The following is a 24,569-nucleotide window of genomic DNA, read 5'->3' as shown; positions in this document are numbered from 1 at the left end:
GGATCTTGCGCATTATTGCGTCGCAGCGCAACACGCGCCATTAGCGGAATTACGGGTTAATCCTGGACGAATCGGGCATTCGGCATATCCAAATTGTGCCCGCGCGTACGTTGCGTCAAGCTGCAAACACGACAAACGGCGCGGCAAACCGCGAGACGGCGCGCGCCGACACAGCAGATTCATTGGAACGAATGCCCGTGCAACGCGGGACGGAGGAGCACGAACGATGACAACGCAACGGATGCTGGAAGGCAAGGTGGTGGTGGTGACGGGCTCGGGCGGCGGCATTGGCCGCGACATCGCGTTGGCGATGGCGCGCCAGGGCGCCAGGGTCGTGGTCAACGACGTGGGCGCATCGCTCTCGGGCGAGGGCCACAACGACGGCCCCGCGCAGGCCGTGGTCAACGAGATCGAGGCGTTCGACGGTCAGGCCACCGCGAACACGGACAGCGTGGCCGATGCCGCGGGCGCGGCGCATATCGTCCAAAACGCGCTCGACGTGTTCGGCCGCATCGACTGCGTGGTGAACAACGCGGGCATTTTGCGCGACCGCTTCTTCCACAAGATGAGCGAGGAGGAGTTCGATTCGGTCGTGAAGGTCCACCTGTACGGCTCTTACTACGTGTCGCGCGCCGCCGCCGACCACTTCAAGGACCAGCGCAGCGGCGCCTTCGTGCATATGACCTCGACCTCGGGCCTGATCGGCAATCGCGCGCAGGCCAACTACAGTGCGGCGAAGCTGGGCATTGCGGGGCTCTCGAAGTCCATCGCGCTCGATCTGCAGAAGTTCGGCGTGCGATCGAACTGCATTGCTCCGTTCGCGTGGAGCCGCATGATCAACTCGATCAAGATCGATTCGCCGGAGCAGGAAGCGCGCGTCGAAAAGATCAAGCAGATGACGCCCGCGAAGATCGCACCGCTCGCGGTGTTCCTCGCAAGCGAGCAGGCCGCCGATGTCACGGGGCAGATCTTTGCCGTGCGCAACAACGAGATCTTCCTGATGAGCCAGCCGCGTCCCGTGCGCTCCGTGCATCGCGGCGAAGGCTGGACGCCCGAGACGATCGCTCAGCACGCCATGCCGGCGCTGCGCGGCTCGTTCCATGAACTCGACGTCTCGGCCGACGTCTTCAGCTGGGACCCGGTCTGATGTCGCGCGCCGCGCGTGTCGTCGAGGCAGACGCGCTCGATTTCGCGCAATACGTACGCCCCGGCGACCTCGTCGCGTGGGGGCAGTGCGGCGCCGAGCCCTGCACGCTCACGGCGCGGCTGATGGCGCAGCGCAAGGCCATCGCCGCGCAGGGCGGCCAGGGTCGGGCCGGCGGGCGCTTTCGCGTGTTCATTGGCGCGTCGTGGTCCGAGACGCTCGAACCGGCGCATGCAGACGTCGTGGACTTTCTCGCGTATGGCGCGGCAGGCACGAACCGGAGGCTCGAACGCGCGGGCGTCCTCGATATTCTCCCGTGTCATTACTCGCAGTTCCGCGAGACCTTCACGCGCGGGCCGAACCGCGTGGACGTGCTGCTGCTGCAAGTTGCGCCCGCGAACGAGTCGGGCCGCTATAGCCTCTCGATCGCGCATGAATATCTCGTGCCGCTCATCGACACCGCGCGCGTCGTGATTGCCGAAGTGAACGCGGCGGCGCCGTGGACCTACGGTGAGCGCATGCTGCGCGCCGAAGACTTCGACGTGCTCGTGCACACCGAGCGCATGCCGCTCGAAGCGCCGGCGGCACAGGCCGGGGCAGTCGAGGCGCGCATCGCGGCCCACGTGGCGGACCTCGTGGAGGATGGCTCGACGCTGCAGCTCGGGCTTGGCGCGCTGCCCGAAGCGATTGCGGCGCGGCTGGACGACCGGCGCGACCTGGGTGTGCATACGGGCACGATCGGCGACGCGATCGCCGGCCTCGTGCAAGCGGGCGTGGTGACCAACGCGCGCAAGACGCGCGATGTAGGCGTGAGCATCGCGGGCACGATGATGGGCACGCGCCGCGTCTACGGCTTCGCGCATCGCAACGCGCAGGTGCAGTTTCGCTCGACGGCCTATACGCACGACATCGACGTGCTCGGCAGCATCGACCGGTTCGTCACGATCAATTCCGCACTCGAAGTCGATCTGACTGGCCAGGTGAACGCGGAAGTGGCGGCGGGGCGCTATGTGGGCGCAGTGGGCGGCGCGCTCGATTTCATGCGCGGGGCGGCGCGCTCGCGCGGCGGCATGGCCATCGTGGCGCTTGCGTCGAGCACGCGTCACGGCAGCCGCATCGTCGCGCGCTTGTCCGGGCCGGTTAGCACGCCGCGCGGCGATGCTGCCGTGATCGTGACCGAGCACGGCGTGGCTGACCTGCGCGGGCTGACGCTGGCACAGCGCGCCGAGAGGATGCTGGCGATCGCGCCGCCCGAATGCCGCGAGGCGTTAGCGGCCGCGCATCACGTGCAGCGCGACACGCTAGTGGCTTGAATGGGCCAGCCTGGATGACCGATACAGAACGCTAATCGAAAGAATACAGAGGATAACGAAATGAGAAGAGCAGCCATTGTTGCGCCGGTGCGCACGCCGGTGGGCACCTTCGGCGGCAGTCTGCGCCCCGTTGCGGTAGAGACGCTGGCCGCAACGGTGCTGCGCGAGACGATCGCGCGTAGCGGCATCGACGCGGCGCGCATCGAAGACGTAGTCTTCGCGCAGTCGTACGCCAATAGCGAGACCCCTTGCATCGGCCGCTGGGCCGCGCTCGAAGCGGGGCTGCCCGTGCAGGTGCCGGGCATGCAGCTCGACCGCCGCTGTGGCGGCGGCCTGCAAGCCGTGGTGACCGCGGCGATGATGGTGCAGAGCGGCGCTGCCGACGTGGTGGTGGCGGGCGGCGTGGAGAGCATGAGCAATATCGAGTACTACACCACGGACATGCGCTGGGGCGCGCGCTCGGGCTCGGTGCGCATGCACGACCGGCTCGAGCGCGGCCGCGAGCGCTCGCAGCCCGAGGCGCGCTTCGGTTACATCTCGGGAATGATCGAAACGGCCGAGAACCTCGCGAAGGAATACGGGATCACGCGCGAAGAGGCGGACGCCTATGCGGTGCGCAGCCACCAGCGCGCGGCTGCGGCGTGGGAGTCGGGCCGCTTCGCCGGGGAAGTGGTGCCGGTTGCGGTGCCGCAGCGCAAGGGCGACCCCGTGCTGTTCGCGCGCGACGAAGGCGTGCGTACCGATGCGAGCGAGGCGTCGCTCGCGAAGCTCAAGCCGCTCATCGAGGGCGGCACGGTGACGGCGGGCAATGCGAGTCAGCAGAACGACGCGGCGGCGGCTTGCCTCATCGTCGCCGAAGACCAGCTCGACAAGCTCGGCCTCACGCCGCTCGGCTATCTCACGGGCTGGGCCGCGGCGGGCTGCGAGCCCGCGACCATGGGCATCGGCCCCGTGCCCGCCGTGCACAAGCTCTTGCAGAAGACCGGCCTCACGTTCGACCAGCTCGATCTCGTCGAGCTGAACGAGGCGTTCGCATGCCAGGTCCTCGCGGTCCTCAAGGGCTGGGGTTGGCACGACGAGTCGCGCCTGAACGTGAACGGCTCGGGCATCTCGCTCGGTCATCCGATCGGCGCGACGGGCGTGCGCATGCTCACGACGCTGCTCTACGAGCTGCAGCGCCGCAAGGGGCGCTATGGCCTCGAAACGATGTGCGTGGGCGGCGGGCAGGGCATCGCCGCCATCTTCGAGCGCGCGGCGTAAGGCTGGACGCATCAAGGGCGTCGCGCGCCAGTGTGCGAGCGCGGCGCATCGAACACGAGGTCGGCGGCATGGCACCGCCGCCCGCCTCAATCATGGAGGACACATGCGCGATCCGCTCGATTCGCTCAATCTGCAACTCGAACGTCTGCATGCACATCCGTTCTACGCGGGACGGCTGCCGCGCAGCGTGGCAAGCACGACCGAATTCGCCGAACGCGTGCCGCTGATGTCGCGCGCGCAACTGGTGGCCGAGATGCGCAAGCCCGGCTACGGTGCGTTCGCGCCGCCAGTGCCGCCCGTGCGCGTGCATCTGACGCCCATGGGCGCGGCGCTCGTGCCCATCCTGCACAGCGCCGCCGATCTGCGCGCCATTGAAACGGCATGCGGCCAGCACCTCGATGCCTGCGGCATTGGCCCGGGCGACGTCTGCATGGTCACGTTCGGCTATCACCTGTTCGTGGCCGGGCTCTTCTACCAGAGCCAGATGGAGGCGCGTGGCGTCGCGTGCATCCCGCATGGCCCCGGCGAAACGGAGCGTGCTGCGCAGGTGGCGCGCCAGTGCGGCGTGACGGTGCTCGCGGGCAATCCCACGCATGCGCTCAAGCTGATCGAAGCGGGGTGTCCGGTGCCCCGCGTGTTCTTCGCGGGCGGCGAACCCTTTAGCGGCAACGAGGCGCTCTATGCACGCGTGCGGGCCGCGATGCCTGGCACGCTGCTCATCGACAGTTATTCGTTATCCGAATGTCTGCCGGTGGCGCGCACGTTCCCCGGTGGCGCAGGCGTGCACGTTTTCGACGAACTGCTCCATGCCGAAGTGATCGACCCCGACACGCTCGCGCCGCTGCCCGACGGCGAGCGCGGCGAGCTCGTGCTCACGCATCTGAAGAAGGAGCTGCAGCCGCTCGTGCGCTACCGCACCGGCGACCTCACCGTGCTCGAGCGCACGTCAAGCGTGCATGGCCGCACGGTGTCGCTGCCGCGCGTGGTGTTCGGGCGCGTCGATTCGATGGTGAAGATCAAGGGCGTGAAGGTGTACCCGTCCGAGATCAAGAGCGTATTGGTCGGCATCGCGGGTGCCACGGGAGCATACCGTCTCGTGGTGGGCGCAAAGGCGCACGGTGGCGACCATCTCACGCTGCTCGTCGAGGGGGCGCCCACCGAACTGGACGCTATTGCCGAGCGCTTCAAGCGCCAGACGCTGATTCACGCCGACGCGATCGAGGTCGTCGCGAAGCTCGAAGGTACGGCGCTGGTGCAGGACCAAAGGAGAGAGACAACATGAACAACGTAAAAGCAGCTCCGGCGCCATGGCGCTATGTCGTGGGCGACCACAATTACGCCGATTTTTCGACCTCGGTTTCGCCCGCCATCGAGCGCGCCGTGGCCGAGGGTCTGGCACCGCCCACCGTACTCCTGAACGTCTTCAACGGCGACAGTATCACCGTGGGCGTGAACGAAGATCCGAACCAGGTGCTCGACCTGCCGTTCTGCCGCAGCAACAACGTGCTCGCACGGCGGCGCGTGAGCAGCGGCGGGGCGATCTATGCGGGCAGCGGCTCGGCCTTTCTCGCGCTGTATCTGCCAGTCGACCTGCCGGGCGTGCCGGATACGGCGGCGGCCGCCTTCCCGGCCATTCTCGGGCACGTGGCCGAGGCGCTGCGCGAGGTGTTCGGGCTTGCGGCGTCGTACCGGCCGCTCAACGATGTCGAGATCGACGGCCGCAAGCTCGTGGCCACCTCGATGAAGATCGAGAGTGGCGTGCTCACGTTCCGCATCCTGCTGAACGTCAAGGCGATCGACACGGAAATCGCGGCGCGCGCCATGCCGATGGCGCCGGAAAAAGTGAAGGACAAGAAGCACAAGGACCTCGGCTCGCGCTACACGTATCTGGAGCAGGAGCTGGGCCGTGCGGTGAGCGAGGCGGAGCTGCGCGCGTGGGTTCAGGCGTGCGTGCGGCGGGCATTCGGCGATATCGCGCTCGCAGCAGGCGAGCTGGGCGAAGCGGAGCACGCCTACGCCCAGCAATATACGCGCGAGCTCGTCGACGATGCCTGGTTCCACGAGAAGAGCGAAGCAACACGCTATGGGCCCATCGAGCAGGCCGGCGACCGCGTCGTGCGGGGCCGCGAGAAAGCGCCTGCCGGGCTGATCTGGCTGAGCCTGCTGGTGCGCGACGGGGTGGTGCAGCGCGCGATCGTGAACGGCGACTGGCATCCGCGCCCGCTGCGCTCGGTGGCCTGGCTCGAAGAGGGCTTCGCGGGACTGGCGGCCACGCGCGAAGCGTGCGGCGCGCATGTCGCAGCGTTCCTTGCGCGCGCGGACGTGGAGTTCGCGGGCGTCGAGCCCGTGCATCTGCTCACGGCCCTCGACAAGGCGCTCGCCGAGCTCACGCATGCGCAGGGAGCGGCCGCATGAGCGGTTCAACCCTGCTGGTCGATATCGAGGACGGCATCGCGACGCTGTGCTTCAACCGCCCCGAAGCGAAGAACGCGATGAACGCGGCCATGCGTGCCGAGCTTCACGACGCGGTCGTGCGCATCCGCGCCGAGCGCAGCGTGCGCGCCGTGGTGCTGCGTGGCGCGGGCAGCGACTTCTGCTCGGGTGGCGATGTGCGCGGCATGAACGTGACGAGCGCCCAGGCCGGGCGCGAACGCATCGACGATCTGCATGGCTGGGTGAGCATGCTGATCGACCTCGACCGCCCCGTGATCGCCGCGGTGGATGGCGTGTGCTACGGCGCGGGCTTCAGCTTCGCGCTCGCCGCCGATTTCGTGATCGCCAGCACGCGCGCGCGCTTTTGCATGCCGTTCATGAAGGTGGGGCTCGTGCCCGACTGCGGCGCGTTCTATACGCTGCCGCGCGTGGTGGGCCTCGCGTGTGCGAAGGATCTCGTGTTCACGGCGCGCGAGATGGGTGCAGTGGAGGCGAAGGCGATGGGCGCCGTGCTCGAGATCGTCGAACCGGACCAGCTACACGCGCGCGCGGCCCAGCTCGCGGCGAGCCTCGCCGCCGCGTCGCCGGTTGCGTTCGGCGTGGCCAAGCGCGCGTTGAATCAGTCGCTCGGCAGCGACTTGCGCACGATGCTGGAAATCGAGGCCGCGGCGCAGGGCATCGCATTCACGACCGAATACCACCAGGAGGCCGTGAGGCGCTTTCGCGACAAGGCGGAGCCGCTCTTCAAGTGGCCCGCGCGCGAAGCGTGAGCGACCGCTTCGCACTCCATAGTTCTCTATCTTCAGCACAGCCATGACGATCGACTACCACACCTTGCGCAACTGGCCTTTCGAGGGCATCGAACAGACCTACGCGGCGCGCGATGCGATGTTCTATAGCCTCGCCGTCGGCTATGGCGCGGATCCCATCGATCCCGACGACCTCGCCTTCGTCTACGGGAAAGAACTGCGCGTGGCGCCGACTTTCTCGGTGGTGCTCGGCTTTCCCGGCTTCTGGGCGCGCGATCCGAAGAGCGGCATCGACTGGGTGCGACTGCTGCACGGCGAGCAGGGCATCGAGATTCACAAGCCGTTGCCGCCCGCGGCCACGGTGATCGGCCGCTCGCGGATCACGCGCGTGGTCGACAAGGGCGAAGGCAAGGGCGCGCTGCTCGAAATTCAGCGTAGCATTACCGACAAGGCCACGGGCGAGCTTTACGCCACGCTCACGCAACTCACGTTTTGCCGCGGCGACGGCGGCTTCAGCGCGCACGGCGGCCTGAGCGACGAGGCGCCTGCCGCGCCGCCCGCGGTGCCCGAGCGCGCGCCCGACTACGTCTGCACGCTGCCGACGCGGCCGGAGACGGCGCTGCTGTACCGCCTGTGCGGCGACGACAACGCGCTGCACGCGGACCCGCAGGTCGCGCGCGCGGCCGGCTTCGAGCGGCCCATCCTGCACGGCCTCGCCACCTGGGCGGTGGCCGCGCATGCGCTGCTCAAGACGCTGTGCGCGAGCGACCCGGCGCGGCTCGCGCGCTTTCACGCGCGCTTCGCCGCGCCGGTCTATCCGGGCGAGACGATCCGCACGGAGATCTGGCGCGACGGCAACGCCGTGAGCTTGCGCGCGCGCGTGGTCGAGCGTGACGTCGTGGTGCTCAACAACGGCACTGCGACGCTGCGCTGAATCGCGCGCCCTCGATCACCGAAACCTCACCGCAATCGCATACACACACGAAGGAACCGCAGTCATGGCCCGTCAACCGAAACCGCTGGTGCGCTCCGATATTGCGTACAGCACGCCCGATCGCATCGTCGTGCGCGGCAAGAGCCTGCCCGACGAAGTGCTCGGCCACATGAATCTGGGCGACTTCGCGTTCCTGCAGCTCACCGGGAAGGCCGCCACGCCGCAGCAATCCGCGATGTTCAACGCGATCGTCATCACCCTCGTCGAGCATGGCATGACGCCCAGCGCGATTGCCGCGCGCATGACCTACGCCGGCGCGCCCGAGTCGTTGCAGGCGGCCGTGGCGGCGGGGCTGTGCGGGCTCGGCTCGGTGTTCGTCGGCAGCATGGAAGGCGCGTGCCATATGCTCTCCGAAGCATTGCCCTATGGCTCACGCTGCGACGACCTCGAAAAGCTCGCGGTGGACACGGTGGCCGCGTGGCGCGCACGCGGCACACCGATCCCGGGCCTCGGCCATCCGCTGCACAAGCCCATCGACCCGCGCACGCCACGCCTGTTCGAACTGGCCGCACAAAACGGATTGTCGGGCGACTATGTGAGGCTCATGCAATTGATCGGCGCCGAGGCCGAGCGCGTCTCGGGCAAGCCGCTGCCGATCAACGCCACGGGCGCCATCGGTGCGATCTGCTGCGAGTTCGGCTTCCCGTGGCGCATCGTGCGCGGCTTCGGCGTGATGGCGCGCGCGATCGGGCTGGTCGGGCATCTGCTCGAGGAAGGCGAGCGGCCCATGTCGTTCGAACTGTGGCAACGTGTGGAGGACGAGGCGTCGGCGCATCTGCGCGGCGAGGCCTGATCCATTACCGCAACGGAGGATTGCCGTGTCCCAATCAGAACCGGAAGTCCCGCAAGCCTTGCCGCTCGAGGCGTGGCTCGACAAGACCGAAACGCTCAGCGACGAGATCACGTCGTTTCCGCTGCGCGCGCTCGCGGCGACGCTCGACCGCGATGCGCCCGGCAACACCGTGCCGCCGCTGTGGCACTGGCTCTATTTCCTGCCGGTGGCGCCGCTCGCGCAAGTGGGCCCGGATGGCCACGCGAAGCGCGGCGGCTTCCTGCCGCCCGTCGCGCTGCCGCGCCGCATGTGGGCGGGCGGCCGCCTCACGTTCCACGCGCCGCTGCGCGCGGGCGAGACGGCGCAGCGCACCTCGACGATCGCGAGCATCGAGGACAAGACCGGGCGCAGCGGCCGGCTCGTGTTCGTGACGGTGCAGCATCGCTACGAATCGGCGGGGGCGCTGTGCATCGAGGAAGAGCACGACATCGTCTATCGCGACGCCCCGCAGCCCGGCGCGAGCGTGCCGAAGCCCATCGTGGCGCCGCAGGGGCAGACGTGGTCGCGCACGCTCGTGGGTGACCCCGTCCTGCTGTTCCGCTATTCCGCGCTCACTTTCAACGGCCATCGGATTCACTACGATTTCCCGTACGTCACGCAGGAAGAGGGCTATCCGGGGCTCATCGTGCACGGGCCGCTGATTGCGACGCTGCTGCTCGATCTCGTGCATCGCGAGCGCCCCGACGCGAGCGTCGCTTCGTTCGCGTTTCGCGTGGTGCGTCCCACCTTCGGCGGCAACGCGTTCACGCTTTGCGGCAGGCCGGCCGACGATGGCCGCTCTGTCGAGCTGTGGGCCAAGGACCACGAGGGTTATCTGACGATGCAAGCCACCGCGACGTTCTACTGAGCCTGACCACTCAGCGTATTTCGATTACGTTCCCATGAATCCTGCCATGACAGACCATCCCAGCCGCACGCTCGCGGCCTTTGCCGCCACGCTTGATTTCGACGCCATTCCCGTGCCGGTCGTCGAGCGTGCCGTCAATCTCTATGTGGACTGGCTCGGCTCCGCGCTCGGCGGCAGCGGCGCGCGCCCGGTCGAGACCATTGCGAGCTTCGCGCGCGCGGCGCGCGGCGCGCAGAGTCCTGAGGACGCGTGCGACGTCGTGATCGACCGCAGCCGCAGCACGCCGTATTTCGCGGCGATGACGAACGCCGCCGCCTCGCACTTCGTCGAGCAGGACGACGTGCACAACGGCTCCGTGCTCCATCCCGCGACCGTGGTGTTCCCGGTCACGCTCGCGCTCGCACAGGCGCTCGGTGCTTCGGGGCGTGAGTTCATCGCGGCCTCGGTGGCGGGCTACGAAGTGGGCATCCGTGTCGGCGAATTCATGGGACGTTCGCACTACAAAATATTCCACACGACCGGCACGGTCGGCGCGATTGCGGCGGCCGCGGCGGCGGGGCGTCTCTTGAAGCTCACGCCCGGGCAGATGCTCGACGCGTTCGGCTCGGCGGGCACGCAGGCGAGTGGCCTGTGGGAGTTCCTGCGCGACGCGGCCGACTCCAAGCAGTTGCACACGGCCATGGCCGCCGCCAACGGGCTGATGGCGGCGCAACTGGCCGCCGACGGCTTTCGCGGCGCGCAGCGCATCCTCGAAGGCGCGCAGGGCATGGCAGCGGGCATGTCGAGCGACGCGGACCCGGCGAAGCTCGTCGACCGTCTCGGCGAGCGCTGGGCGATCGTGGAGACCTCGTTCAAGTATCACGCGGCCTGCCGCCATACGCATCCGGCCGCCGACGCCTTGCTCGCCGCGATGGCCGAGCACCGGCTCGCGCCCGACGATATCGCCGCCGTGACCGCGCACGTGCACCAGGGCGCCATCGACGTGCTGGGCAGCGTGACGGTGCCCACCACGGTCCATCAGGCGAAGTTCAACATGGGCACGGTGCTGGGTTTGTGCGCGTATCGCGGCTACGCGGGCGTGAACGAATTCGAGCACGGCTACCGCGAAGCGCAGATTGCCGCGTTCCGCGAGCGCGTGACGATGGCGCTGGACGAGGAGGTGGACCGCGCGTATCCGGCACGCTGGATCGGCAAGGTGAGCGTGACCACGCGTGACGGCCGCACGCTGCGCGCGCGCGTGGACGAGCCGAAGGGCGACCCCGGCAACACGCTCTCGCGCGAAGAGCTGACGACGAAGTTCGTGCGCCTTGCGGCCTTCTCGCAAGCGGCGAGCGAAGCAGAGGCGCGCGCGCTGCTGGACGACGCGTGGCGCGTTGCGGATGCCGAGCGCGTGGGCGCGCTCTTCGAAACGAGCGCTGTTGCCAACGCAAGCGCTTGAAGACGATGCGTCAGCTTGACTGCGTCGAGGGCTTCTTGCGCATGAAGCGCAGCGCGAAGCGCACGAGTTTCGGCATGGTCTCCGGGCGCAGCAGGCGCGTGTCGTAGCCCGCGAAGCGCCGGTCGTTTTCTGCGAGGCACAGGCGCATGAGATCCGGCACGCTGAGGTCCACGTCCGAGACCGACTGCGCGCCGTTCACCGTGAAGTTGTTATCGTGCTCTTGCTCGTTGCCCTCGGCGTCCATCGAGCGCGCGAGGCCGATGCGCTCCCAGCCCAGAAACATCCACACGCGCACCACTTTCAGCTCGAACAGCACGCGCCGCCACCACGAGAGCCGCGTGCGGTGCCAGGCCACCCAGTTCGCGAATAGCAGGATATGGCGGCACTCTTCCTGCATCACGGGCTCGAACGTGTCGATGAGCTCGGGCGGGAACAGACCCGAGCGCTTCGCGACTTCGAAGAGCCCGAACGCGAAGAAGCTGTCCACGCATTCGCTGTAGCCCGTCACGAGATAGGCCCACTCGGCGTCCTTCGGAAACTCATAGGGCGGCTCGCTCGCGAGCGCGATGCCGTAGGCCTGAACCATGCGCGAAAGCACTTCCTTATGGCGGTTTTCTTCCCAGGCGTTGAGCGCGAGCGCGGCGCGCATGTCCGGGTCGTCGATCGTGGCGGCGTAGGCCGCCATGCGCAGGCGCGCCTTGCCTTCGGTCTGCACCGCGATGTCCCAGATCGGCAGCTCGACGATGCGCTTGAGCGCTTCGGGCTCGAGCTTGGGCCATTCCAGCACGGAAGGCCGGTAGGGGTTGAAGGTCTCGCGGAACATGCGGCAGGTCTCGCGGCGGTGCGCGTCGGAGCCTGGCGTGAGCGGGCCGCTTTCGCGGCTTGTCCAGTGGCGCGTATTGTGTTCGGCGGCGTGCAGCGTCGCGTGGTCGGGGCGCTCACTGGGCAGTTGCGGCGCATTGAAATCGGGGATCAGCTGCGCCGTATCGAAGGTGTCGAGTACCTGATCGTTCATCTGAAAGTATCTCCAGACAAGGCTTATAGCGGTGGTCCTGTTCGATGGTTACCGCGTCGGGCGGAGCCATTGTGTCATCGATGCGCCGAATCTGCTGCCGAGCCGGCACGATCTGTGGCAACGCCTTCGTCATCGGCATGGGTCAAATGCGTGCCACATTGATTGCAGAACGGGAAGAAGGCGAAGTTGCGTGCGCCGCACGTGCAGATTTCGAAGAGTCGCAGCCCGCAGTGAATGCAGAACGACACCTGATCGCCGCCCAGGTGCCAGGGCTTGTCGCAAGACGGGCACAGCTTCTTTTGATAGGCGCTGATGGCCTTTTCGCAGGCCACGCCGCGTGCTCGCTCGCTCTGGCTCTGCTGCATTTCGGCGCGCTTGCGCTCGACGTAGCGCTGGAACGCGCGCAGCATGTAGAGCCCCGCGAACACCGTGAGCGCAATGCCCACGAGCACGCGGACATAGCCGCCGAAATCGGGCAGATACGGCACGAGCTCGACAAAGAACGCGCACAGCGCAAAGAGGCCGAAGCCATAGATGAAAGGCCAGTAGCGGCTCTTGCGGTGGCGGATGAAAAGCCAGACGGCCACGAGCAGGATCGGCAGCGTGAGCGCGAGGCGCCAGCCGAACACCGTGAGCTCGTAGCGCCGCTGTGCGGCGGCGTAGCGCGCGTCGGCCTCGGTCTGCAGGCGCGCGAGCTGGGCGTTCAGTTGCTCGCTGCGGGCATCGAGCGCGCGCTGCTGGTCGGCGAGCGCATCGCGCTGGCGCTGCCAGTCGCTGGCGCTCGCCTGCAGCAAGTCGAGCTTGCGCGTGCGCGCGAGCAGTTCGATGTCGTTGCGGCTGTCGCCCGTTGCCGTGCGTGTGGCGAGCCAGTTGCGCAGGCTCTCCTGGGCTTCCCGATAGTCGGTGTTCGCACGGTCGTATGCGATGCGCAGCGTCTGCGCCTTGTCGTTGAGCGCGCCGCGCTGGCGCTCGAGTTCGCGCGTTTGCGCCTCGAGCGGCGCAACGGCCGCGTTGTCGACGAATTGCCCGGCGCGCGGCGGTCCGCCCTGCGGCGCGAACATGAGGTCGCGGATCACGAGGCTGCCGAGCATGTCGAGGAACATCGCGAACACGATGGCGATGATCCACGAGGCAATCTGCAACAGGCGGGCGGGCCGCGAATAAGCCTGGCTGGTGTTCATGACGCAGTACGAGAGTGAAGGTCCGATGCAGCCGGCATCAACGTGCCGCGGCGATGCCACATCGCGCGGATCGCATTGGGGGCATTGTAAAGGGCGCGGCGCTTGGGGCACGCCGTATGCGGCCGGCGCCCCCTTCGTCAGGCATGGCGCCGCGCGGCGCGGACTTTGGGGGCACGCCGCACGGCCAGGGACTCAGGGGATATTGGGGCGAGAAGAAGGCTCGAGCGGCCTTGAAGGGAGGGGCAGACCGGCGCTTCGCTATGCGCCGCGCTTCAGCGCAACTGGGCGAACGCGATGAACAGCACCATGCCGACGATCGCGCCATCGAGCACGCGCCACGCAGCAGCGCGCCGGAACAGCGGGGCGAGCGCCCGCGCGCCGAAGCCGAGGCCCACGAACCACACCGCGCTCACGCACATCGCGCCGATCGCAAACGCGAGCCGGCTGCCTTCCGGCTCGCGCGCGCCGGCCGTGCCGATCAGCAGGAACGTGTCGAGATAGACATGCGGATTGAGCCACGTGAACGCGAGCGTCATCAGCATGATCGGCCAGGCGCGCTGCGCGGGCGTGTCCTGTGCGCTCGCCGTTTCGAGCACGGCGTGCGTGGGCTTCACCGCGCGCCGCAGCGCGCCGATGCCGAACCACACGAGCCACGCGAGCCCCACGTAGAGCACGAAATGCACGAAGGTGGGGTAGCGCTCGACGAGCGCGGAGGCGCCGCCCACGCCCGCGCCGATCAGGATGAAATCGGAGAGCGTGCACAGCAGCACGATCTTGCCCACGTGCGAGCGCAGGATGCCCTGGCGCAGCACGAAGGCGTTCTGTGCGCCGATGGTGACGATCAGGGAGGCGCACAGCGCGGCGCCGTGCGAAAAAGCGAGCCAGTTCATGATGGTTGAGCGGTCGGTGGCTGAAATCGGGGTGCGGAGCGCAACGCACCGCAGAGAGCGAGCGGGCGGGCGTTGCGGCAAGTGTCTCGACAGAGGAAGCAAACGGCGCTAGTCTGCCGCCGGAGCCCGATTAAGCAAAGCTCATTTTCTTAAACTGGATTAAGGAACGCTAATGCTCGACTACGCGCTGCTCGATGCGCTCGCCGCCGTCGTGAGACACGGCTCGTTCGACCGCGCGGCCGGCGCGCTCAACGTGACGCCTTCGGCCGTCTCGCAGCGCGTGAAGCTGCTGGAGGAGCGCGTGGGCGCCGTGCTCGTGAAGCGCGGCCAGCCCTGCGTGGCCACCGCGGCGGGCGCGCTGCTGTGCCGCCACACCGAGCGCGTGCAGTTGCTCGAAGCGGAGCTGGGCGGCGGCATGCCCACGGTGGCGGGCGCGCTCGACGCGTCGCGCCCCACGCTGCGCGTCGCGGTCAACGACGACAGCGTGGGCACCTGGTTCATCGACGCCGTGGCGGGTTTCTGCGTCGAGCGTGGCATCCTGCTCGATCTCGTGATCGACGACCAGGACCATACCGCGCAGCGCATGCGCGACGGCAGCGTGCAGGGCGCCGTGACGACCCAGGCCGAGCCCGTGCAGGGCTGCCGCTCGACGCGCCTTGGCCGCATGCGCTACCTCGCGGTGTGCTCGCCGGCGTTTTTCGAACGCTATTTCGCCGAGGGCGTGGGGCGCGAGGCGCTGCGCCGCGCACCGTGCGTGGAGTTCAATCCCAAGGATCAACTGCAAAAGCGCTTCGTGCGGCGTATCACGCGCGCGCAGGTGGACGCGCCGCTGCACTGGATTCCGCACGTCGCGGGCTTTCTGCGTTGCTGCGTGAGCGGGCTGGGGTGGGGCATGTGCCCCGAGCGCATGATTGCGCCACACCTCGCGCGCGGCGAGCTCGTCGAACTCACGCCGGGGCGCGCACTCGACGTCGAGCTTTATTGGCAAAGCTGGCGTCTGTCGATTGGCTGGCTCGACGATTTTGGCGCGATGCTCAGGCGCCGCGCAGCGGATTTCCTCGATCAAGGTAGAGGCGCCTGAAACGCGCGCGAGATGATGCCGATTCGGCAAATCGGGCACGGGCTTGCATCCTGTTCATGCCGTCATTAGGCATCAATTGAATGGTCAATTTGCGGCCGGGAATCGCCGTTTCTATTGCGCGCGTCTTGCTCATTTGGTGCATTCGAGTTGGCCCATTTGCGCATGACAAAACGGCTAAAGCACAATTCATTTTCGATTAATACCTCATGAAATAGAGGCGAGTCTCGAAATCCCACCTTCCTGGGATGCGCATGCCGTGTGCGACAATTCTTCGCGTCCCGGATGATCCGTATGAAACGGCAATCCAATATGCATATGTCATGGAAGTGTCATGCGTTTCATTGATCGGGGAGCAACGGCCAGGCTACGCGGGCGTCGCCGCCAAACGGCCCGGGGATAGACGCAACGTCCGTCGCGGCCGATCCGGAGTGACGAGGCGCCGGTGTGTCGCATGCCTTTGCATGACGCGCAATAGTATTACTAAGGCATTGTCGACTGGTGTCCAGAGCGCGTTTCCGGTTAATTTTTCCTGGCTGAAAATGTTAAAGATCAACAAACCGGCAAAAAAGTCGCACGCACAAATGTAAAGAAACTAGCATTGCTGTCTTACAATCACGCCTGAAAGTCCGATGGCTTCATTTGCCGCGCATCCGGGATTATCGTGTGAATATTCAGTTTTTTCTGTGGCTTGCGAGAATCGCACGCTATAATCCCGACGTGGCAGAGTGCTTATTCGACCGGCATATTTGAATCGTTTCCACGTGCACGAGGTGCATTATGACGAAATTAGATACCGGCAGCGCATGGCAACAAACCATTGATCTTCTGTCCGCCGCCTCGGAGCCCTTCGGCCCGGACAGCGAGCCCGATGGCATCAGGAGTTGCAAACCGGTACCGATCACGCGCAGCGCATCGGAGGCGGCCAACCGGCGCCGCGCCACCGTGCGTTCGTGGGATGCGCAAGGCATTACCTTGATCCGGCGTCATGATCCGGAAAGCATCACCGTCTGCTGGAGCGACGCCACCTATGGGCGCTACTCCGACCAGTTGTGGCGGGTTTGCACCGCGCGTCGCAGCGCGGTGTGCGCGTTGACCGGCGAGAAGATCCGCCGTGGCGACGCGGTGTTCCGCCCGAGCCCTAACCGCCGTCATCGCCCGGCCAACGCCGACGCGATGATCCTCGCGAGCAAGCTGGACGCCTTTCCCAGCGGCGTCGTGGCTGCGCGTCTCGACGAGGCGCTGGCGGCGTAATTAGGGCGTCACTGTGGCATAAGAAGGGCTGCGTCCAGGTAGAGGCGGCGGCTCCGCAGCTAGCAGAGCCCGCATCGAGTGCTCGATGCGGGCGGTTGGCTTTTTGTCTTTTTCAGTAGCAATTCCGGTGTTTTCCTGGCTTGGCGCTCCGCCCGGAGCCTTCGTCCGGCGTCTCCCACAAGCCTTCCCAAGGTTCTGTTCCAGCGTCCGCTGGCCGCGCTAGGTCATGGCAGGCCCAGCGTCGTCGCGCTTCGCGTCTTTCAATCCGGATATTCGATGCGCTCGAGTGCGGCGCTGGCCGGCCCGATCCCGGGCCTGCCGGCACCACACCCATGCCGTCTTCAGGCCGTCATCATGCCGTCTTGTCACCGACGGTCTCATCCTCGAGCGCATCGCGCGTCTCGGGCATGATGAGCCAGACCATCAGCACCGCGGCCGCACCCGCCGAGGCGAGGCCGAGGAAGCTCACGGTATTGCCGAAATGGTCGGCGATAAACCCCGCGAGCGCCGTGGAGAGCGTCGCGCCAATCCCTGCCGATAGCCCGAAGAGCCCGATACAGAGGTTGTAGCGCCCCTTGCCGCCCGCCACGTCGGCGGCGATGAGCGGCAGCATCACGCCGAACACGGCGGCCGAGAGGCCGTCGAGCATCTGTACCGGCACGAGGAGGTACGGGTTGCCGACCGCGGCGAACAGCAGCGCGCGCAGCGGCAGCGCGCTGAAGCCGAGGATCAGCACCGGCCGGCGGCCCCAGTGCTGCGCGGTGCGGCCCACCCACGGCGACATCAGCGCAACGATCGCTTGCGGCACGATGATGCAGGCCGCAATCACGAGCTGCACGTTGTCGCCCATGCCGGCCGTCACTTCGCCCGCCGCGAGGTTCAGCATCGCGGCGTTCGAGAGGTGGAACAGGACCACGCAGGCCGCGAAGGTCAGCATGCGCTTGTCGCGCAGCAGGTCGAAGAGGGTCTCGCGCGGCTCGTCGGCGGGCGCGGCCTTGCTGGCTTGGGCGGCCTTGTCGGCCTTGGCGCTTTTCAGCGGCTTGGGCGCGTTCGCGTGCTTGTCGTACTCGATCATGGCGAGCGCGACGAGGGCGGGCAGCGCGAGCGCCGCCGTGAGCCAGAACACGGCGCGCGGCGAGACGTACTCGCCGCACAGTCCCATCAGGCCCGCCGCGACGGCGCTGCCGATCGAGGCCCAGCGCGCGTTGCGCCCGAGCCGGTCGCCCAGGTTCTGACGGCCCACCAGTGCCAGGGCGAGCGCCGCCATGGCCGGCACGAGCATGCAGCTCGCGAAGCCGTGAAAGACCTCGGCGGCCATCACCGGCACGACGGTCGGGCTCGAGGCCAGCAGCACCGCCGAGACGATGATGGCGATGATGGCCCAGGCGGCGGCGGCCTTCTTGTTGCGCAGGGCGTCCACGGCCGCGCCGCCCGGCACCTGGCTCACCATCGCGCTGATCGTGCCCACCGAGAGCGCGAGGCCGATCTCGCCCTGGGTCCATTTGTGCGAGGCGAGATACGAGGCGATGAACGGGCCGAAGCCGGTCTGCACGTTCGCGACGAAAAAGTTCAGCCAGTCGAGCGCGCGCACGCTGCGCAGGTCGGGCGTGGGATGCGTGGTACCTGTCATTGGGCACCGCGCGCAGGAGCTGCAGGAGCGGCCGGCCCCGCGGCGGCGGGGCTGACGGCGCGTACCGGCTGATCGTTCGCATAGGGGGGCGAGGCGTCGATCTGCTGGTCGCTCATCTCGAGCTGGGCTTCGAGCGCATTGTTCTTCGTGACGAAGCGCAGGGCCGACCAGTCGGCCGCAATCGTGCGGCGCTTCTCCAGCGTCCCGCTCACGTCGAGCACGACCGCGAGCGGGTCGGCGCCGCCGCCGATCAGCACGTCCACCACGCGGCCCACCTTGGCGCCGTTGGCGCGCTCGACCTCGGCGTCGAGCATCGGCAGGCGCGTCGGACTCGCCTCGGAGGTGCCGGGCTGCGGCGCGCCCGCCTTGGGCCGGTCGGGGATTTGCAATTGGGCGGGGGTGAGCGCGAGCGTGATGGCGGGTGTCTTCGGCTGCGTGTTGATGCGCACGGCGCTCCACGGGAAGTCGGCCTTGCGGTCGCCCACGCCCATGAACCCTTGCAGGTTCACGACCACTTCCTGCGGCTTGCCGCCGGGGCCGGCCACCATGTCCACGGCGCGGCCCACGACCTTGCCGTCCGGCTTCTGCACTTCGCTGTCGAGCAGCGTGCGGAAGGTGCCGCGCTCGAGCGTGTGCGTCTGCACGAGCGGGGCGGGGGTGGGCGCAACGGGTGCGCTAGCGGGCACCGGCGGCGGCGGCGCGGGCTTGGGGCGCCGGATGATGGGCAAGTGCGGTTTTTTGGGCGCCGGCTTCGGCTCAGGCGGCTGCGGAGCGCTGGCGGGTTCGGGCGCGGAGGCCGCCTCGGGTCCGCTCGCGAGATTCTCGGGCGCGCTGACGGCAACGGTCGCCTCGACGATGGGCGCGGGCGTCTGGTACGGGCGGAACAGGCTGCAGCCGGACAGCGCGACCAGAACGAGCAGGGCAAAGGCGTGCGGAAGGGAAATAACGGGACGTGGGAAACCGCCTGTCATCAACAGAAACTCCAGGAGCGGCCGGCGCAGGGCGCGCGGCGAGGGGAAAACCGGGTCGTGAGAGTTTAACCCGCATGGCGCCTTGTTCCGGCCGAAACGGCCGCGAATCCGCTGACAAAACCCTTGTCGGAGGGTCGATCGGGTGCATTCAGGGCGCATTCAGGGTATAGGCGTGCCGCAGCGCGCTACCCGATTGGGGGCGGATCAGGGTGCGCGTGCCGCCCGTTGTGCCCTGAGCGGCATGCGCAAGACGGCTCCAGCGCACCGGGGTAAACGCGAGGCGTGGCTGTGCGACGCGCCCTGTGTACGGCGATATAAGCATCGCGGCATGACCTCAATGTGTTTCGCGCGATGGGAGCGTAAGTCGTGTTCGCCTAACCTTCGACCCTGTAAAAAGATGTCAAAAAAATGAATGGGTATAGCGCGCCGGAAGGTGCGCCTGGCTGGCGTCGACACCCCTAGTCAATCCAATCCAGACGAGACGAACCTGATGGCGGATCCGCAACATGAACGCGGACCGTTTCAGCAAGCTGATAAAGGAGGCACTCACCATGATCGAACCCCACGCACAGCCGATGGCCGACGTTGCCAATGCTGCGATCCGCGAGGGCGATGCCGTCGACGCCGTTGGCGCGAGCGGTTTTCTCGACCGTTATTTCGACATTTCCGCGCGCGGCAGTTCGGTGCGCCAGGAGGGCATCGCCGGCATCACCACCTTCCTTGCGATGGTGTATTCCGTGTTCGTCGTGCCGGGCATGCTCGGCAAGGCGGGCTTTGACACCAGCGCGGTCTTTGTCGCCGTGTGTCTCACCACGGCGTTCGGCTCGTTGTTGATGGGCTTGTGGGCACGCCTGCCGATCGCCATCGGCTGCGCGATCTCGCTCACCGCGTTTACCGCATTCGGCCTCGTGCTCGGCAAGGGTCTCAAGCCCGAAGTCGCGCTCGGCGCCGTGTTCCTGATGGGCCTCGTGTTCACGGGCATCTCGGTGACCGGCGTGCGCTCCTGGATCCTGCGCAATCTGCCGCACGGCATCGCGCACGGCACCGGTATCGGCATCGGCCTGTTCCTGCTGCTGATCGCGGCCAATGACGTGGGCCTCGTGATCAAGAACCCGGGCGCAGGCCTGCCGGTCACGCTCGGCCACATCACGGCGCTGCCCGCGATCCTCTCGGTGGTCGGTCTTGCCGCGATCTTCGGCCTCGTGCGCCGCCGCGTGCCGGGCTCGATCCTGATCGTGATCGTCGCGATCTCGGCGCTCGGCCTCGCCATCGATCCGGCCGTCACCTACCACGGTGTGTTCGCATGGCCGTCGCTCTCGAGCCCGGGCCATGCCTCGCTGATCGGCGCAATGGACATCAAGGGCGCGCTCTCGCTCGCCGTGCTGCCCAGCGTGCTCGCCCTCGTGATGACCGCCGTGTTCGACGCCACCGGCACGATCCGCGCCGTGGCAGGCCAGGCCGGCCAGCTCGACGCCAACGGGCGCATCATCAACGGCGGCCGCGCCCTCACGGCCGACTCGCTCAGCTCGATCTTCTCGGGCTTCTTCGGCGGTGCGCCGGCAGCGGCCTATATCGAATCGGCGGTGGGCGTCTCGGCTGGCGCCAAGACGGGCATGACCGCCGCGATCGTGGGCCTGCTGTTCCTCGCGGTGATGTTCTTCGCGCCGCTCGCCGGCCTCGTGCCATCCTACGCCACGGCGCCCGCGCTCATGTACGTGGGCCTGATGATGCTCTCGAGCGTCGCGCGCCTCGACATGGCCGACATGGTCGATGCGATGTCGGGCCTCGTCTGCGCCGTCTTCATCGTGCTGACCGCCAACATCGTCACGGGCATCATGCTGGGCTTTGCCACGCTCGTGATCGGCCGCGTGGTGAGCGGCGAGATCCGCAAGCTCAACGTCGGCACGGTGCTCATCGCCGCCGTGCTCGTGGCGTTCTACCTGGGCGGCTGGGCTATCTGATGCGCGACTAGCGCCCACATAGCCCGGTCATCGGCAAGACGGAGCCACGGCGGCCCGTCTTGCCGGCTTCACGGCCCGCGTCCGCTTTCTGGCGGCGCGGGCCGTGCGGCATTTTGGGGGGGGGGCGATTGGGGGCTGCGATCAGGGGTCGCGGACAGGGGGGCCGCGATTACTTCGGCAGCACACTGTTGCCGCGCGCGCTCCTCGGCTTGCGCGGCTTCCGCTCCACACCCACGCGCGGGTCGCGCGCCAGCACGAGCGCGCTCAGGTGTTGCGCGGTGGCCTCGAATTCCGGATCTTCCTGCGTCACGTAAAGCCACTTGCCCAGCACGGGGTGCGGGCGCAGGGCCGGCATTTCGTCGATGAGCGCCGCGTGCCGGTCGCGCGACGTGCAGACCAGCAGTCCGTTGAAGGGCTTTTCGCGATCGGCAGCGACGAGGCACAGCAGGCCGTCCATATAGGCGGCGTCGCAACCGAACATCCGCCTGCACAGGTAGTCGGGCTCGCGCTCGAACGCGTCGAAGATCCAGAGCAGCGAATTGCGGATTTTGGACGGCATGGCGTGATCGATTCGAGGTGAATGAGAAGGGCGGGCAGGCACAGGCGCGCGTGGCCGCGCAGGCTCATTCTACGGGCTGCGCGTGCGGCCAAGGGCGAAGCCCGCGCGCGGCCTTGACATCGACGGCTCACGTTCTATGCTTAACCTCATGGTTAAGTATGAAGACGATACGCTGAACCGCACCTTTGCGGCGCTGGCGGACCCCACGCGGCGCGCGCTGCTGGCGCGGCTGGCCCTCCAGGACGAGCTTTCGGTGAGCGCGCTCGCGCAGCCGTTTGCGATGTCGCTGCCCGCGGTGATGAAGCACCTGGACGTGCTCGCCGAGGCGGGGCTCGTCACGCGCGCGAAGACCGGACGCACGGTGGCGTGCCGGCTCGCGGCGGGGCCGATGGAGGACGCGATGCAGTGGCTCGCGCACTACGAGCGCTTCTGGAGCGGCGCGCTCGATCGTCTGGCCGCTTTCGTGGAGGAAGACGCATGTCCACCCAACCCGACGCTGGCGCAGCCAGCAACTCAGGCAACAACGCAGGCAGCCGCGCAGGCGACGGCGCAGACCACGGTGCAGGCCAAATCGAAGCCCAAACCGCAGACGCTCGCGCCAGCGCAGGACCCGCAAGCGGCGCAGCCCACGCCGGCCCCAGCCTCGTCCTCCGGCGCCGCATCAACGCGAGCGCCGCGAAGGTCTACGCGGCATGGACGCAAGCCGCGCAACTGATGCGCTGGATGCATCCGCTCGACACGATCTGCCTGCATGCCGAGGCCGACGTGCGCGTGGGCGGGCGCTTTCGCGTGATCATGCGCTCGCCCGACGGCGAAGAGCACGACGCGAGCGGCACCTATCTCGAAGTGGTGCCCGAGGCGAAGCTCGTGTTCACATGGGCGTGGCGCAGCACGCCCGAGCGCGAGTCATGCGTGACGGTCGTGCTGCGCCCCGATGGCGCCACCACCGAGATCACGCTGCGCCACGAAGGTTTCTTCGACGAAGCCGCGCGCGACTCGCATCGGGAAGGCTGGGCGAGCGGGCTCGATCGTCTGGTTGAGCTGTTCGAATGACGGCGTTCGGCTGAACCGGGATGGATGCGCTAGCACCCACCCCGATCCACACATAGGAGGAGTCGATGATGGAGATGCACAAGATCGTTTCGGAGGACGAATGGTTGGCGGCGCGCAAGGCATTGCTCAGCGAGGAGCGCGCCTTTACGCATGCACGCGACGCGCTCGTGGCGAAGCGTCAGGCGCTGCCGTGGGTGAAGGTGACGAAGACGTATACGTTCGAAACGCCGCAAGGCACGCGCACGCTCGCGGAGCTGTTCGGGCCACGCAGCCAGCTGCTGACTTATCACTTCATGCTCGGCCCCGACTGGGAGGAGGGCTGCCCGGGCTGCTCGTTCGTCTCCGACCACGTGGACGGCATGCTGCCGCATCTCGAGCATCACGACGTGACCTACGTGGCCGTTTCGCGCGCGCCGCTCGCGAAGCTCGAAGCCTTCAAGCGGCGCATGGGCTGGCATTTCCCGTGGGTTTCATCGCATGGCAGCGACTTCAACTTCGACTATCGCGTTTCGTTCGGCGACGCGGATAAGGCGCGTGGCAAGGCGCTCTACAACTATGAAGAACAGGACTATGTGAGCGACGAGTTGCCGGGCATCAGCGCGTTTTATCGCGACGAAGCGGGCAACGTCTATCACACGTATTCGGCTTACGCGCGTGGCGTGGAAATGGTTTTGGGCGCGTATGCGATGCTCGAATTCACGGCGAAGGGGCGCAACGAGAAGACGGATATGCGCGAGTGGATGCGCCACCACGATCGCTATGAGGACGGCACCGGGCAATCGGCGTGCTGCGCGCACGAGAGCAAAACGCAATAAGAGATGAGCGCCAGGGGAATCGCGCTGCGTCCCGCGAAAGACAAAAGTAAGGCTAGAGCGACATCTCGAAAGCGGGGCGCAGCAGCACTTCGATGGCCATCACAATGAGGCCCATCGCCGCGGCGGCAAGCGTCAGCGTGCCATATTCGTCGTAGCGCGAGTCATAGAGACACGCGACCACGAAGAGGATGGCGAGCAGATTGGTCAGCCAGTAGAAGTTCAGCGCGAGAGGCATCGGCGTACCTGATTACCGGGTCGACAAGACGACGGCGGATAGTGCAAACCGTTGCGATTTTATCGGACCGACCTTACGGATACTTTAATGAATTTCTTTCGCGGTGCACAAGCCTCATAAACATCTGTTCTGTTTAGATTCGACGAGTTAGATGTTCGCCTGTTGGATTCGAGGCCGACTAGTTTCCGACAAGCGCATCCGTGTTGTGGGGAATACCGTGGGGGAAAAATCATCGCTAACGATCAGCGAAAGTGTGGTCCTGAAGTTCACTGCCGCCGATCACAACCGCACACTGACGGAAGGCAGTGGCCTGTCCGGCAAGGTGCACGCCGGGGCGAACGGCGTCAGCGTGCACTTTTGCTACCGCTGCCGCTTCGGTGGCAAGTCACGCGAACCGGCGCTTGGCGCATGGCCACGTGAATCGCTCGACGCCATCCGGCACGAAGCCTGACGTCGCATCGTCCCTGAGTTGCAAAAAGGCTCAGCAAGCCCCGCGTAAGCCGCCGGGAGCCAACGGCGGGAATGGGTAGGTGCTGGCCATCCGCCCGCGCGGATGGATGGTTTGCGATGGCCCACGGCGACTGGACACGGACGATGCTGAGGCCACGACTTTCCGGCTGCGGGCCACGGTCGATGCAGCACACCGGGGGCGGGGTCGCCAGCGGTTTCCAGCCGCTCTCAGCGGGGCGATATAAGCGGTTCTGGCCGAAGGCGGGTCTATTACGTATTACGTTACTGCTCGCGGGATCGCGCAAAGTCGATGCGTGTCGGCCACCCCGTAGTTCAGACGTGTCCGATGCTTCAATGCTTCCTTTTCAGACGCGAATGCCCCCGGAAACAAGACACTTGTCGCGCAGGCCCCGGCGATGTTGTGCCACGTCAAGCATCCAGTCCCGGTATCACCCAGCCACCAGAAG

The 24,569-nt window shown here is 67.0% G+C and carries 24 protein-coding genes; 17 read left to right on the top strand and 7 right to left on the bottom strand.

The window, feature by feature from the left end:
• Positions 1 to 241 precede the first annotated feature (241 nt).
• The 10 genes from BO1_RS36275 to BO1_RS36230 all read left to right on the top strand — a co-directional run bounded on the left by BO1_RS36275 (position 242) and on the right by BO1_RS36230 (position 11,010).
• Complete coding sequence (locus tag BO1_RS36275; RefSeq protein ID WP_028221764.1) at positions 242 to 1,147, top strand: SDR family NAD(P)-dependent oxidoreductase; 906 nt, start codon at positions 242 to 244, stop codon at positions 1,145 to 1,147.
• The gene (locus tag BO1_RS36270) at positions 1,147 to 2,457 is read left to right on the top strand and encodes an acetyl-CoA hydrolase/transferase family protein (protein WP_028221763.1); all 1,311 of its coding nucleotides are present in this window, start codon (positions 1,147 to 1,149) and stop codon (positions 2,455 to 2,457) included. Before BO1_RS36275 ends, BO1_RS36270 begins: the two co-directional genes overlap by 1 nt.
• A gap of 60 nt (positions 2,458 to 2,517) precedes the next feature.
• Positions 2,518 to 3,717 (top strand): acetyl-CoA C-acetyltransferase, encoded by a 1,200-nt coding sequence (locus BO1_RS36265; protein ID WP_028221762.1) that lies wholly within the window; start codon positions 2,518 to 2,520, stop codon positions 3,715 to 3,717.
• Positions 3,718 to 3,820: 103 nt separating this feature from the next.
• On the top strand, positions 3,821 to 4,999 hold the full coding sequence (locus BO1_RS54175; RefSeq protein WP_052409721.1) for a phenylacetate--CoA ligase family protein: 1,179 nt from the start codon (positions 3,821 to 3,823) through the stop codon (positions 4,997 to 4,999).
• Entirely contained in the window at positions 4,996 to 6,132 is a 1,137-nt protein-coding gene (locus tag BO1_RS36255; protein ID WP_028221761.1) for a lipoate--protein ligase family protein, read from the top strand. The genes BO1_RS54175 and BO1_RS36255 overlap by 4 nt, the downstream gene beginning before the upstream one ends.
• Positions 6,129 to 6,920 carry an enoyl-CoA hydratase/isomerase family protein gene (locus BO1_RS36250; protein ID WP_028221760.1) on the top strand — a complete coding sequence of 264 codons (792 nt, stop codon included), beginning with the start codon at positions 6,129 to 6,131 and terminating at the stop codon, positions 6,918 to 6,920. The genes BO1_RS36255 and BO1_RS36250 overlap by 4 nt, the downstream gene beginning before the upstream one ends.
• A gap of 43 nt (positions 6,921 to 6,963) precedes the next feature.
• Positions 6,964 to 7,833, top strand: a complete 870-nt coding sequence (locus tag BO1_RS36245; protein WP_028221759.1) for a MaoC/PaaZ C-terminal domain-containing protein — start codon at positions 6,964 to 6,966, stop codon at positions 7,831 to 7,833.
• Between the two features lie 64 nt (positions 7,834 to 7,897).
• Positions 7,898 to 8,686, top strand: coding sequence for a citryl-CoA lyase (locus BO1_RS36240; protein ID WP_028221758.1), 789 nt, complete (start codon positions 7,898 to 7,900; stop codon positions 8,684 to 8,686).
• 25 nt (positions 8,687 to 8,711) lie between these two features.
• Positions 8,712 to 9,572 (top strand): FAS1-like dehydratase domain-containing protein, encoded by an 861-nt coding sequence (locus tag BO1_RS36235; RefSeq protein ID WP_043288020.1) that lies wholly within the window; start codon positions 8,712 to 8,714, stop codon positions 9,570 to 9,572.
• 46 nt (positions 9,573 to 9,618) lie between these two features.
• Positions 9,619 to 11,010, top strand: coding sequence for an MmgE/PrpD family protein (locus BO1_RS36230; protein WP_028221756.1), 1,392 nt, complete (start codon positions 9,619 to 9,621; stop codon positions 11,008 to 11,010).
• Between the two features lie 10 nt (positions 11,011 to 11,020).
• On the opposite strand, the gene BO1_RS36225 is transcribed toward BO1_RS36230, so the two are convergent.
• From BO1_RS36225 to BO1_RS36215, 3 genes are all read right to left on the bottom strand, one after another.
• Positions 11,021 to 12,025, bottom strand: a complete 1,005-nt coding sequence (locus tag BO1_RS36225) for a hypothetical protein (RefSeq protein ID WP_028221755.1) — start codon at positions 12,023 to 12,025, stop codon at positions 11,021 to 11,023.
• A gap of 74 nt (positions 12,026 to 12,099) precedes the next feature.
• Positions 12,100 to 13,206, bottom strand: a complete 1,107-nt coding sequence (locus tag BO1_RS36220) for a zinc ribbon domain-containing protein (RefSeq protein WP_028221754.1) — start codon at positions 13,204 to 13,206, stop codon at positions 12,100 to 12,102.
• 272 nt (positions 13,207 to 13,478) lie between these two features.
• Positions 13,479 to 14,096, bottom strand: coding sequence for a LysE/ArgO family amino acid transporter (locus tag BO1_RS36215; RefSeq protein ID WP_028221753.1), 618 nt, complete (start codon positions 14,094 to 14,096; stop codon positions 13,479 to 13,481).
• Positions 14,097 to 14,268: 172 nt separating this feature from the next.
• Here BO1_RS36215 and BO1_RS36210 point away from each other — a divergent pair, with 172 nt between their 5' ends.
• Together BO1_RS36210 and BO1_RS54170 are read left to right on the top strand one after the other, a co-directional pair.
• Positions 14,269 to 15,177 (top strand): LysR family transcriptional regulator ArgP, encoded by a 909-nt coding sequence (locus BO1_RS36210; RefSeq protein WP_028221752.1) that lies wholly within the window; start codon positions 14,269 to 14,271, stop codon positions 15,175 to 15,177.
• A 777-nt stretch (positions 15,178 to 15,954) separates the two neighbouring features.
• Entirely contained in the window at positions 15,955 to 16,428 is a 474-nt protein-coding gene (locus BO1_RS54170; protein WP_062876984.1) for a DUF3331 domain-containing protein, read from the top strand.
• A gap of 352 nt (positions 16,429 to 16,780) precedes the next feature.
• Here BO1_RS54170 and BO1_RS36200 read toward each other — a convergent pair whose 3' ends face one another.
• Positions 16,781 to 18,058: an MFS transporter gene (locus BO1_RS36200; protein ID WP_028221751.1), complete on the bottom strand. Its 1,278-nt coding sequence runs from the start codon at positions 18,056 to 18,058 to the stop codon at positions 16,781 to 16,783.
• The gene (locus BO1_RS36195) at positions 18,055 to 19,029 is read right to left on the bottom strand and encodes a PRC-barrel domain-containing protein (RefSeq protein ID WP_028221750.1); all 975 of its coding nucleotides are present in this window, start codon (positions 19,027 to 19,029) and stop codon (positions 18,055 to 18,057) included. The genes BO1_RS36200 and BO1_RS36195 overlap by 4 nt, the downstream gene beginning before the upstream one ends.
• A gap of 575 nt (positions 19,030 to 19,604) precedes the next feature.
• On the opposite strand from BO1_RS36195, the gene BO1_RS36190 reads away from it, so the two are divergent.
• Positions 19,605 to 20,990, top strand: a complete 1,386-nt coding sequence (locus BO1_RS36190) for an NCS2 family permease (protein ID WP_407670044.1) — start codon at positions 19,605 to 19,607, stop codon at positions 20,988 to 20,990.
• 169 nt (positions 20,991 to 21,159) lie between these two features.
• On the opposite strand, the gene BO1_RS36185 is transcribed toward BO1_RS36190, so the two are convergent.
• A complete protein-coding gene (locus BO1_RS36185) occupies positions 21,160 to 21,549 on the bottom strand; it encodes a hypothetical protein (protein ID WP_028221748.1) in 390 nt (129 codons plus the stop codon).
• Positions 21,550 to 21,697: 148 nt separating this feature from the next.
• Between BO1_RS36185 and BO1_RS58330 the strand changes: the two genes are divergently transcribed.
• The 3 genes from BO1_RS58330 (at position 21,698) to BO1_RS36170 (ending at position 23,417) form a co-directional block, all read left to right on the top strand.
• Entirely contained in the window at positions 21,698 to 22,264 is a 567-nt protein-coding gene (locus BO1_RS58330; RefSeq protein ID WP_084688478.1) for an ArsR/SmtB family transcription factor, read from the top strand.
• On the top strand, positions 22,210 to 22,602 hold the full coding sequence (locus tag BO1_RS54160; RefSeq protein WP_084688480.1) for an SRPBCC family protein: 393 nt from the start codon (positions 22,210 to 22,212) through the stop codon (positions 22,600 to 22,602). Before BO1_RS58330 ends, BO1_RS54160 begins: the two co-directional genes overlap by 55 nt.
• A gap of 65 nt (positions 22,603 to 22,667) precedes the next feature.
• Complete coding sequence (locus tag BO1_RS36170) at positions 22,668 to 23,417, top strand: DUF899 domain-containing protein (protein ID WP_028221746.1); 750 nt, start codon at positions 22,668 to 22,670, stop codon at positions 23,415 to 23,417.
• Between the two features lie 52 nt (positions 23,418 to 23,469).
• On the opposite strand, the gene BO1_RS36165 is transcribed toward BO1_RS36170, so the two are convergent.
• Positions 23,470 to 23,652, bottom strand: coding sequence for a hypothetical protein (locus BO1_RS36165; RefSeq protein ID WP_028221745.1), 183 nt, complete (start codon positions 23,650 to 23,652; stop codon positions 23,470 to 23,472).
• A gap of 151 nt (positions 23,653 to 23,803) precedes the next feature.
• On the opposite strand from BO1_RS36165, the gene BO1_RS36160 reads away from it, so the two are divergent.
• Entirely contained in the window at positions 23,804 to 24,103 is a 300-nt protein-coding gene (locus tag BO1_RS36160; RefSeq protein ID WP_156992590.1) for a hypothetical protein, read from the top strand.
• Positions 24,104 to 24,569 lie beyond the last annotated feature (466 nt).

The sequence above is a fragment of the Paraburkholderia oxyphila NBRC 105797 genome (assembly GCF_000685075.1).
Taxonomy (GTDB): domain Bacteria; phylum Pseudomonadota; class Gammaproteobacteria; order Burkholderiales; family Burkholderiaceae; genus Paraburkholderia; species Paraburkholderia oxyphila.
The sequence above is the reverse complement of the archived record's forward strand: the minus strand, read 5'-3'. Positions and strand labels throughout refer to the sequence as shown.

Excerpts from the sequence above, each read along its gene's own strand:
- BO1_RS36275 (WP_028221764.1), top strand. The coding sequence starts at position 242 with ATGCTGGAAGGCAAGGTGGTGGTGGTGACGGGCTCGGGCGGCGGCATT.
- BO1_RS36190 (WP_407670044.1), top strand. The coding sequence starts at position 19,605 with ATGGCCGACGTTGCCAATGCTGCGATCCGCGAGGGCGATGCCGTCGAC.
- BO1_RS36220 (WP_028221754.1), bottom strand. The coding sequence starts at position 13,206 with ATGAACACCAGCCAGGCTTATTCGCGGCCCGCCCGCCTGTTGCAGATT.
- BO1_RS36165 (WP_028221745.1), bottom strand. The coding sequence starts at position 23,652 with ATGCCTCTCGCGCTGAACTTCTACTGGCTGACCAATCTGCTCGCCATC.
- BO1_RS36195 (WP_028221750.1), bottom strand. The coding sequence starts at position 19,029 with ATGACAGGCGGTTTCCCACGTCCCGTTATTTCCCTTCCGCACGCCTTT.
- BO1_RS36255 (WP_028221761.1), top strand. The coding sequence starts at position 4,996 with ATGAACAACGTAAAAGCAGCTCCGGCGCCATGGCGCTATGTCGTGGGC.
- BO1_RS36225 (WP_028221755.1), bottom strand. The coding sequence starts at position 12,025 with ATGAACGATCAGGTACTCGACACCTTCGATACGGCGCAGCTGATCCCC.
- BO1_RS36170 (WP_028221746.1), top strand. The coding sequence starts at position 22,668 with ATGATGGAGATGCACAAGATCGTTTCGGAGGACGAATGGTTGGCGGCG.
- BO1_RS36185 (WP_028221748.1), bottom strand. The coding sequence starts at position 21,549 with ATGCCGTCCAAAATCCGCAATTCGCTGCTCTGGATCTTCGACGCGTTC.
- BO1_RS36265 (WP_028221762.1), top strand. The coding sequence starts at position 2,518 with ATGAGAAGAGCAGCCATTGTTGCGCCGGTGCGCACGCCGGTGGGCACC.
- BO1_RS36210 (WP_028221752.1), top strand. The coding sequence starts at position 14,269 with ATGCTCGACTACGCGCTGCTCGATGCGCTCGCCGCCGTCGTGAGACAC.
- BO1_RS36215 (WP_028221753.1), bottom strand. The coding sequence starts at position 14,096 with ATGAACTGGCTCGCTTTTTCGCACGGCGCCGCGCTGTGCGCCTCCCTG.
- BO1_RS54175 (WP_052409721.1), top strand. The coding sequence starts at position 3,821 with ATGCGCGATCCGCTCGATTCGCTCAATCTGCAACTCGAACGTCTGCAT.
- BO1_RS36245 (WP_028221759.1), top strand. The coding sequence starts at position 6,964 with ATGACGATCGACTACCACACCTTGCGCAACTGGCCTTTCGAGGGCATC.
- BO1_RS36270 (WP_028221763.1), top strand. The coding sequence starts at position 1,147 with ATGTCGCGCGCCGCGCGTGTCGTCGAGGCAGACGCGCTCGATTTCGCG.
- BO1_RS36160 (WP_156992590.1), top strand. The coding sequence starts at position 23,804 with ATGTTCGCCTGTTGGATTCGAGGCCGACTAGTTTCCGACAAGCGCATC.
- BO1_RS36200 (WP_028221751.1), bottom strand. The coding sequence starts at position 18,058 with ATGACAGGTACCACGCATCCCACGCCCGACCTGCGCAGCGTGCGCGCG.
- BO1_RS36250 (WP_028221760.1), top strand. The coding sequence starts at position 6,129 with ATGAGCGGTTCAACCCTGCTGGTCGATATCGAGGACGGCATCGCGACG.
- BO1_RS58330 (WP_084688478.1), top strand. The coding sequence starts at position 21,698 with ATGGTTAAGTATGAAGACGATACGCTGAACCGCACCTTTGCGGCGCTG.
- BO1_RS36240 (WP_028221758.1), top strand. The coding sequence starts at position 7,898 with ATGGCCCGTCAACCGAAACCGCTGGTGCGCTCCGATATTGCGTACAGC.
- BO1_RS36230 (WP_028221756.1), top strand. The coding sequence starts at position 9,619 with ATGACAGACCATCCCAGCCGCACGCTCGCGGCCTTTGCCGCCACGCTT.
- BO1_RS54170 (WP_062876984.1), top strand. The coding sequence starts at position 15,955 with ATGACGAAATTAGATACCGGCAGCGCATGGCAACAAACCATTGATCTT.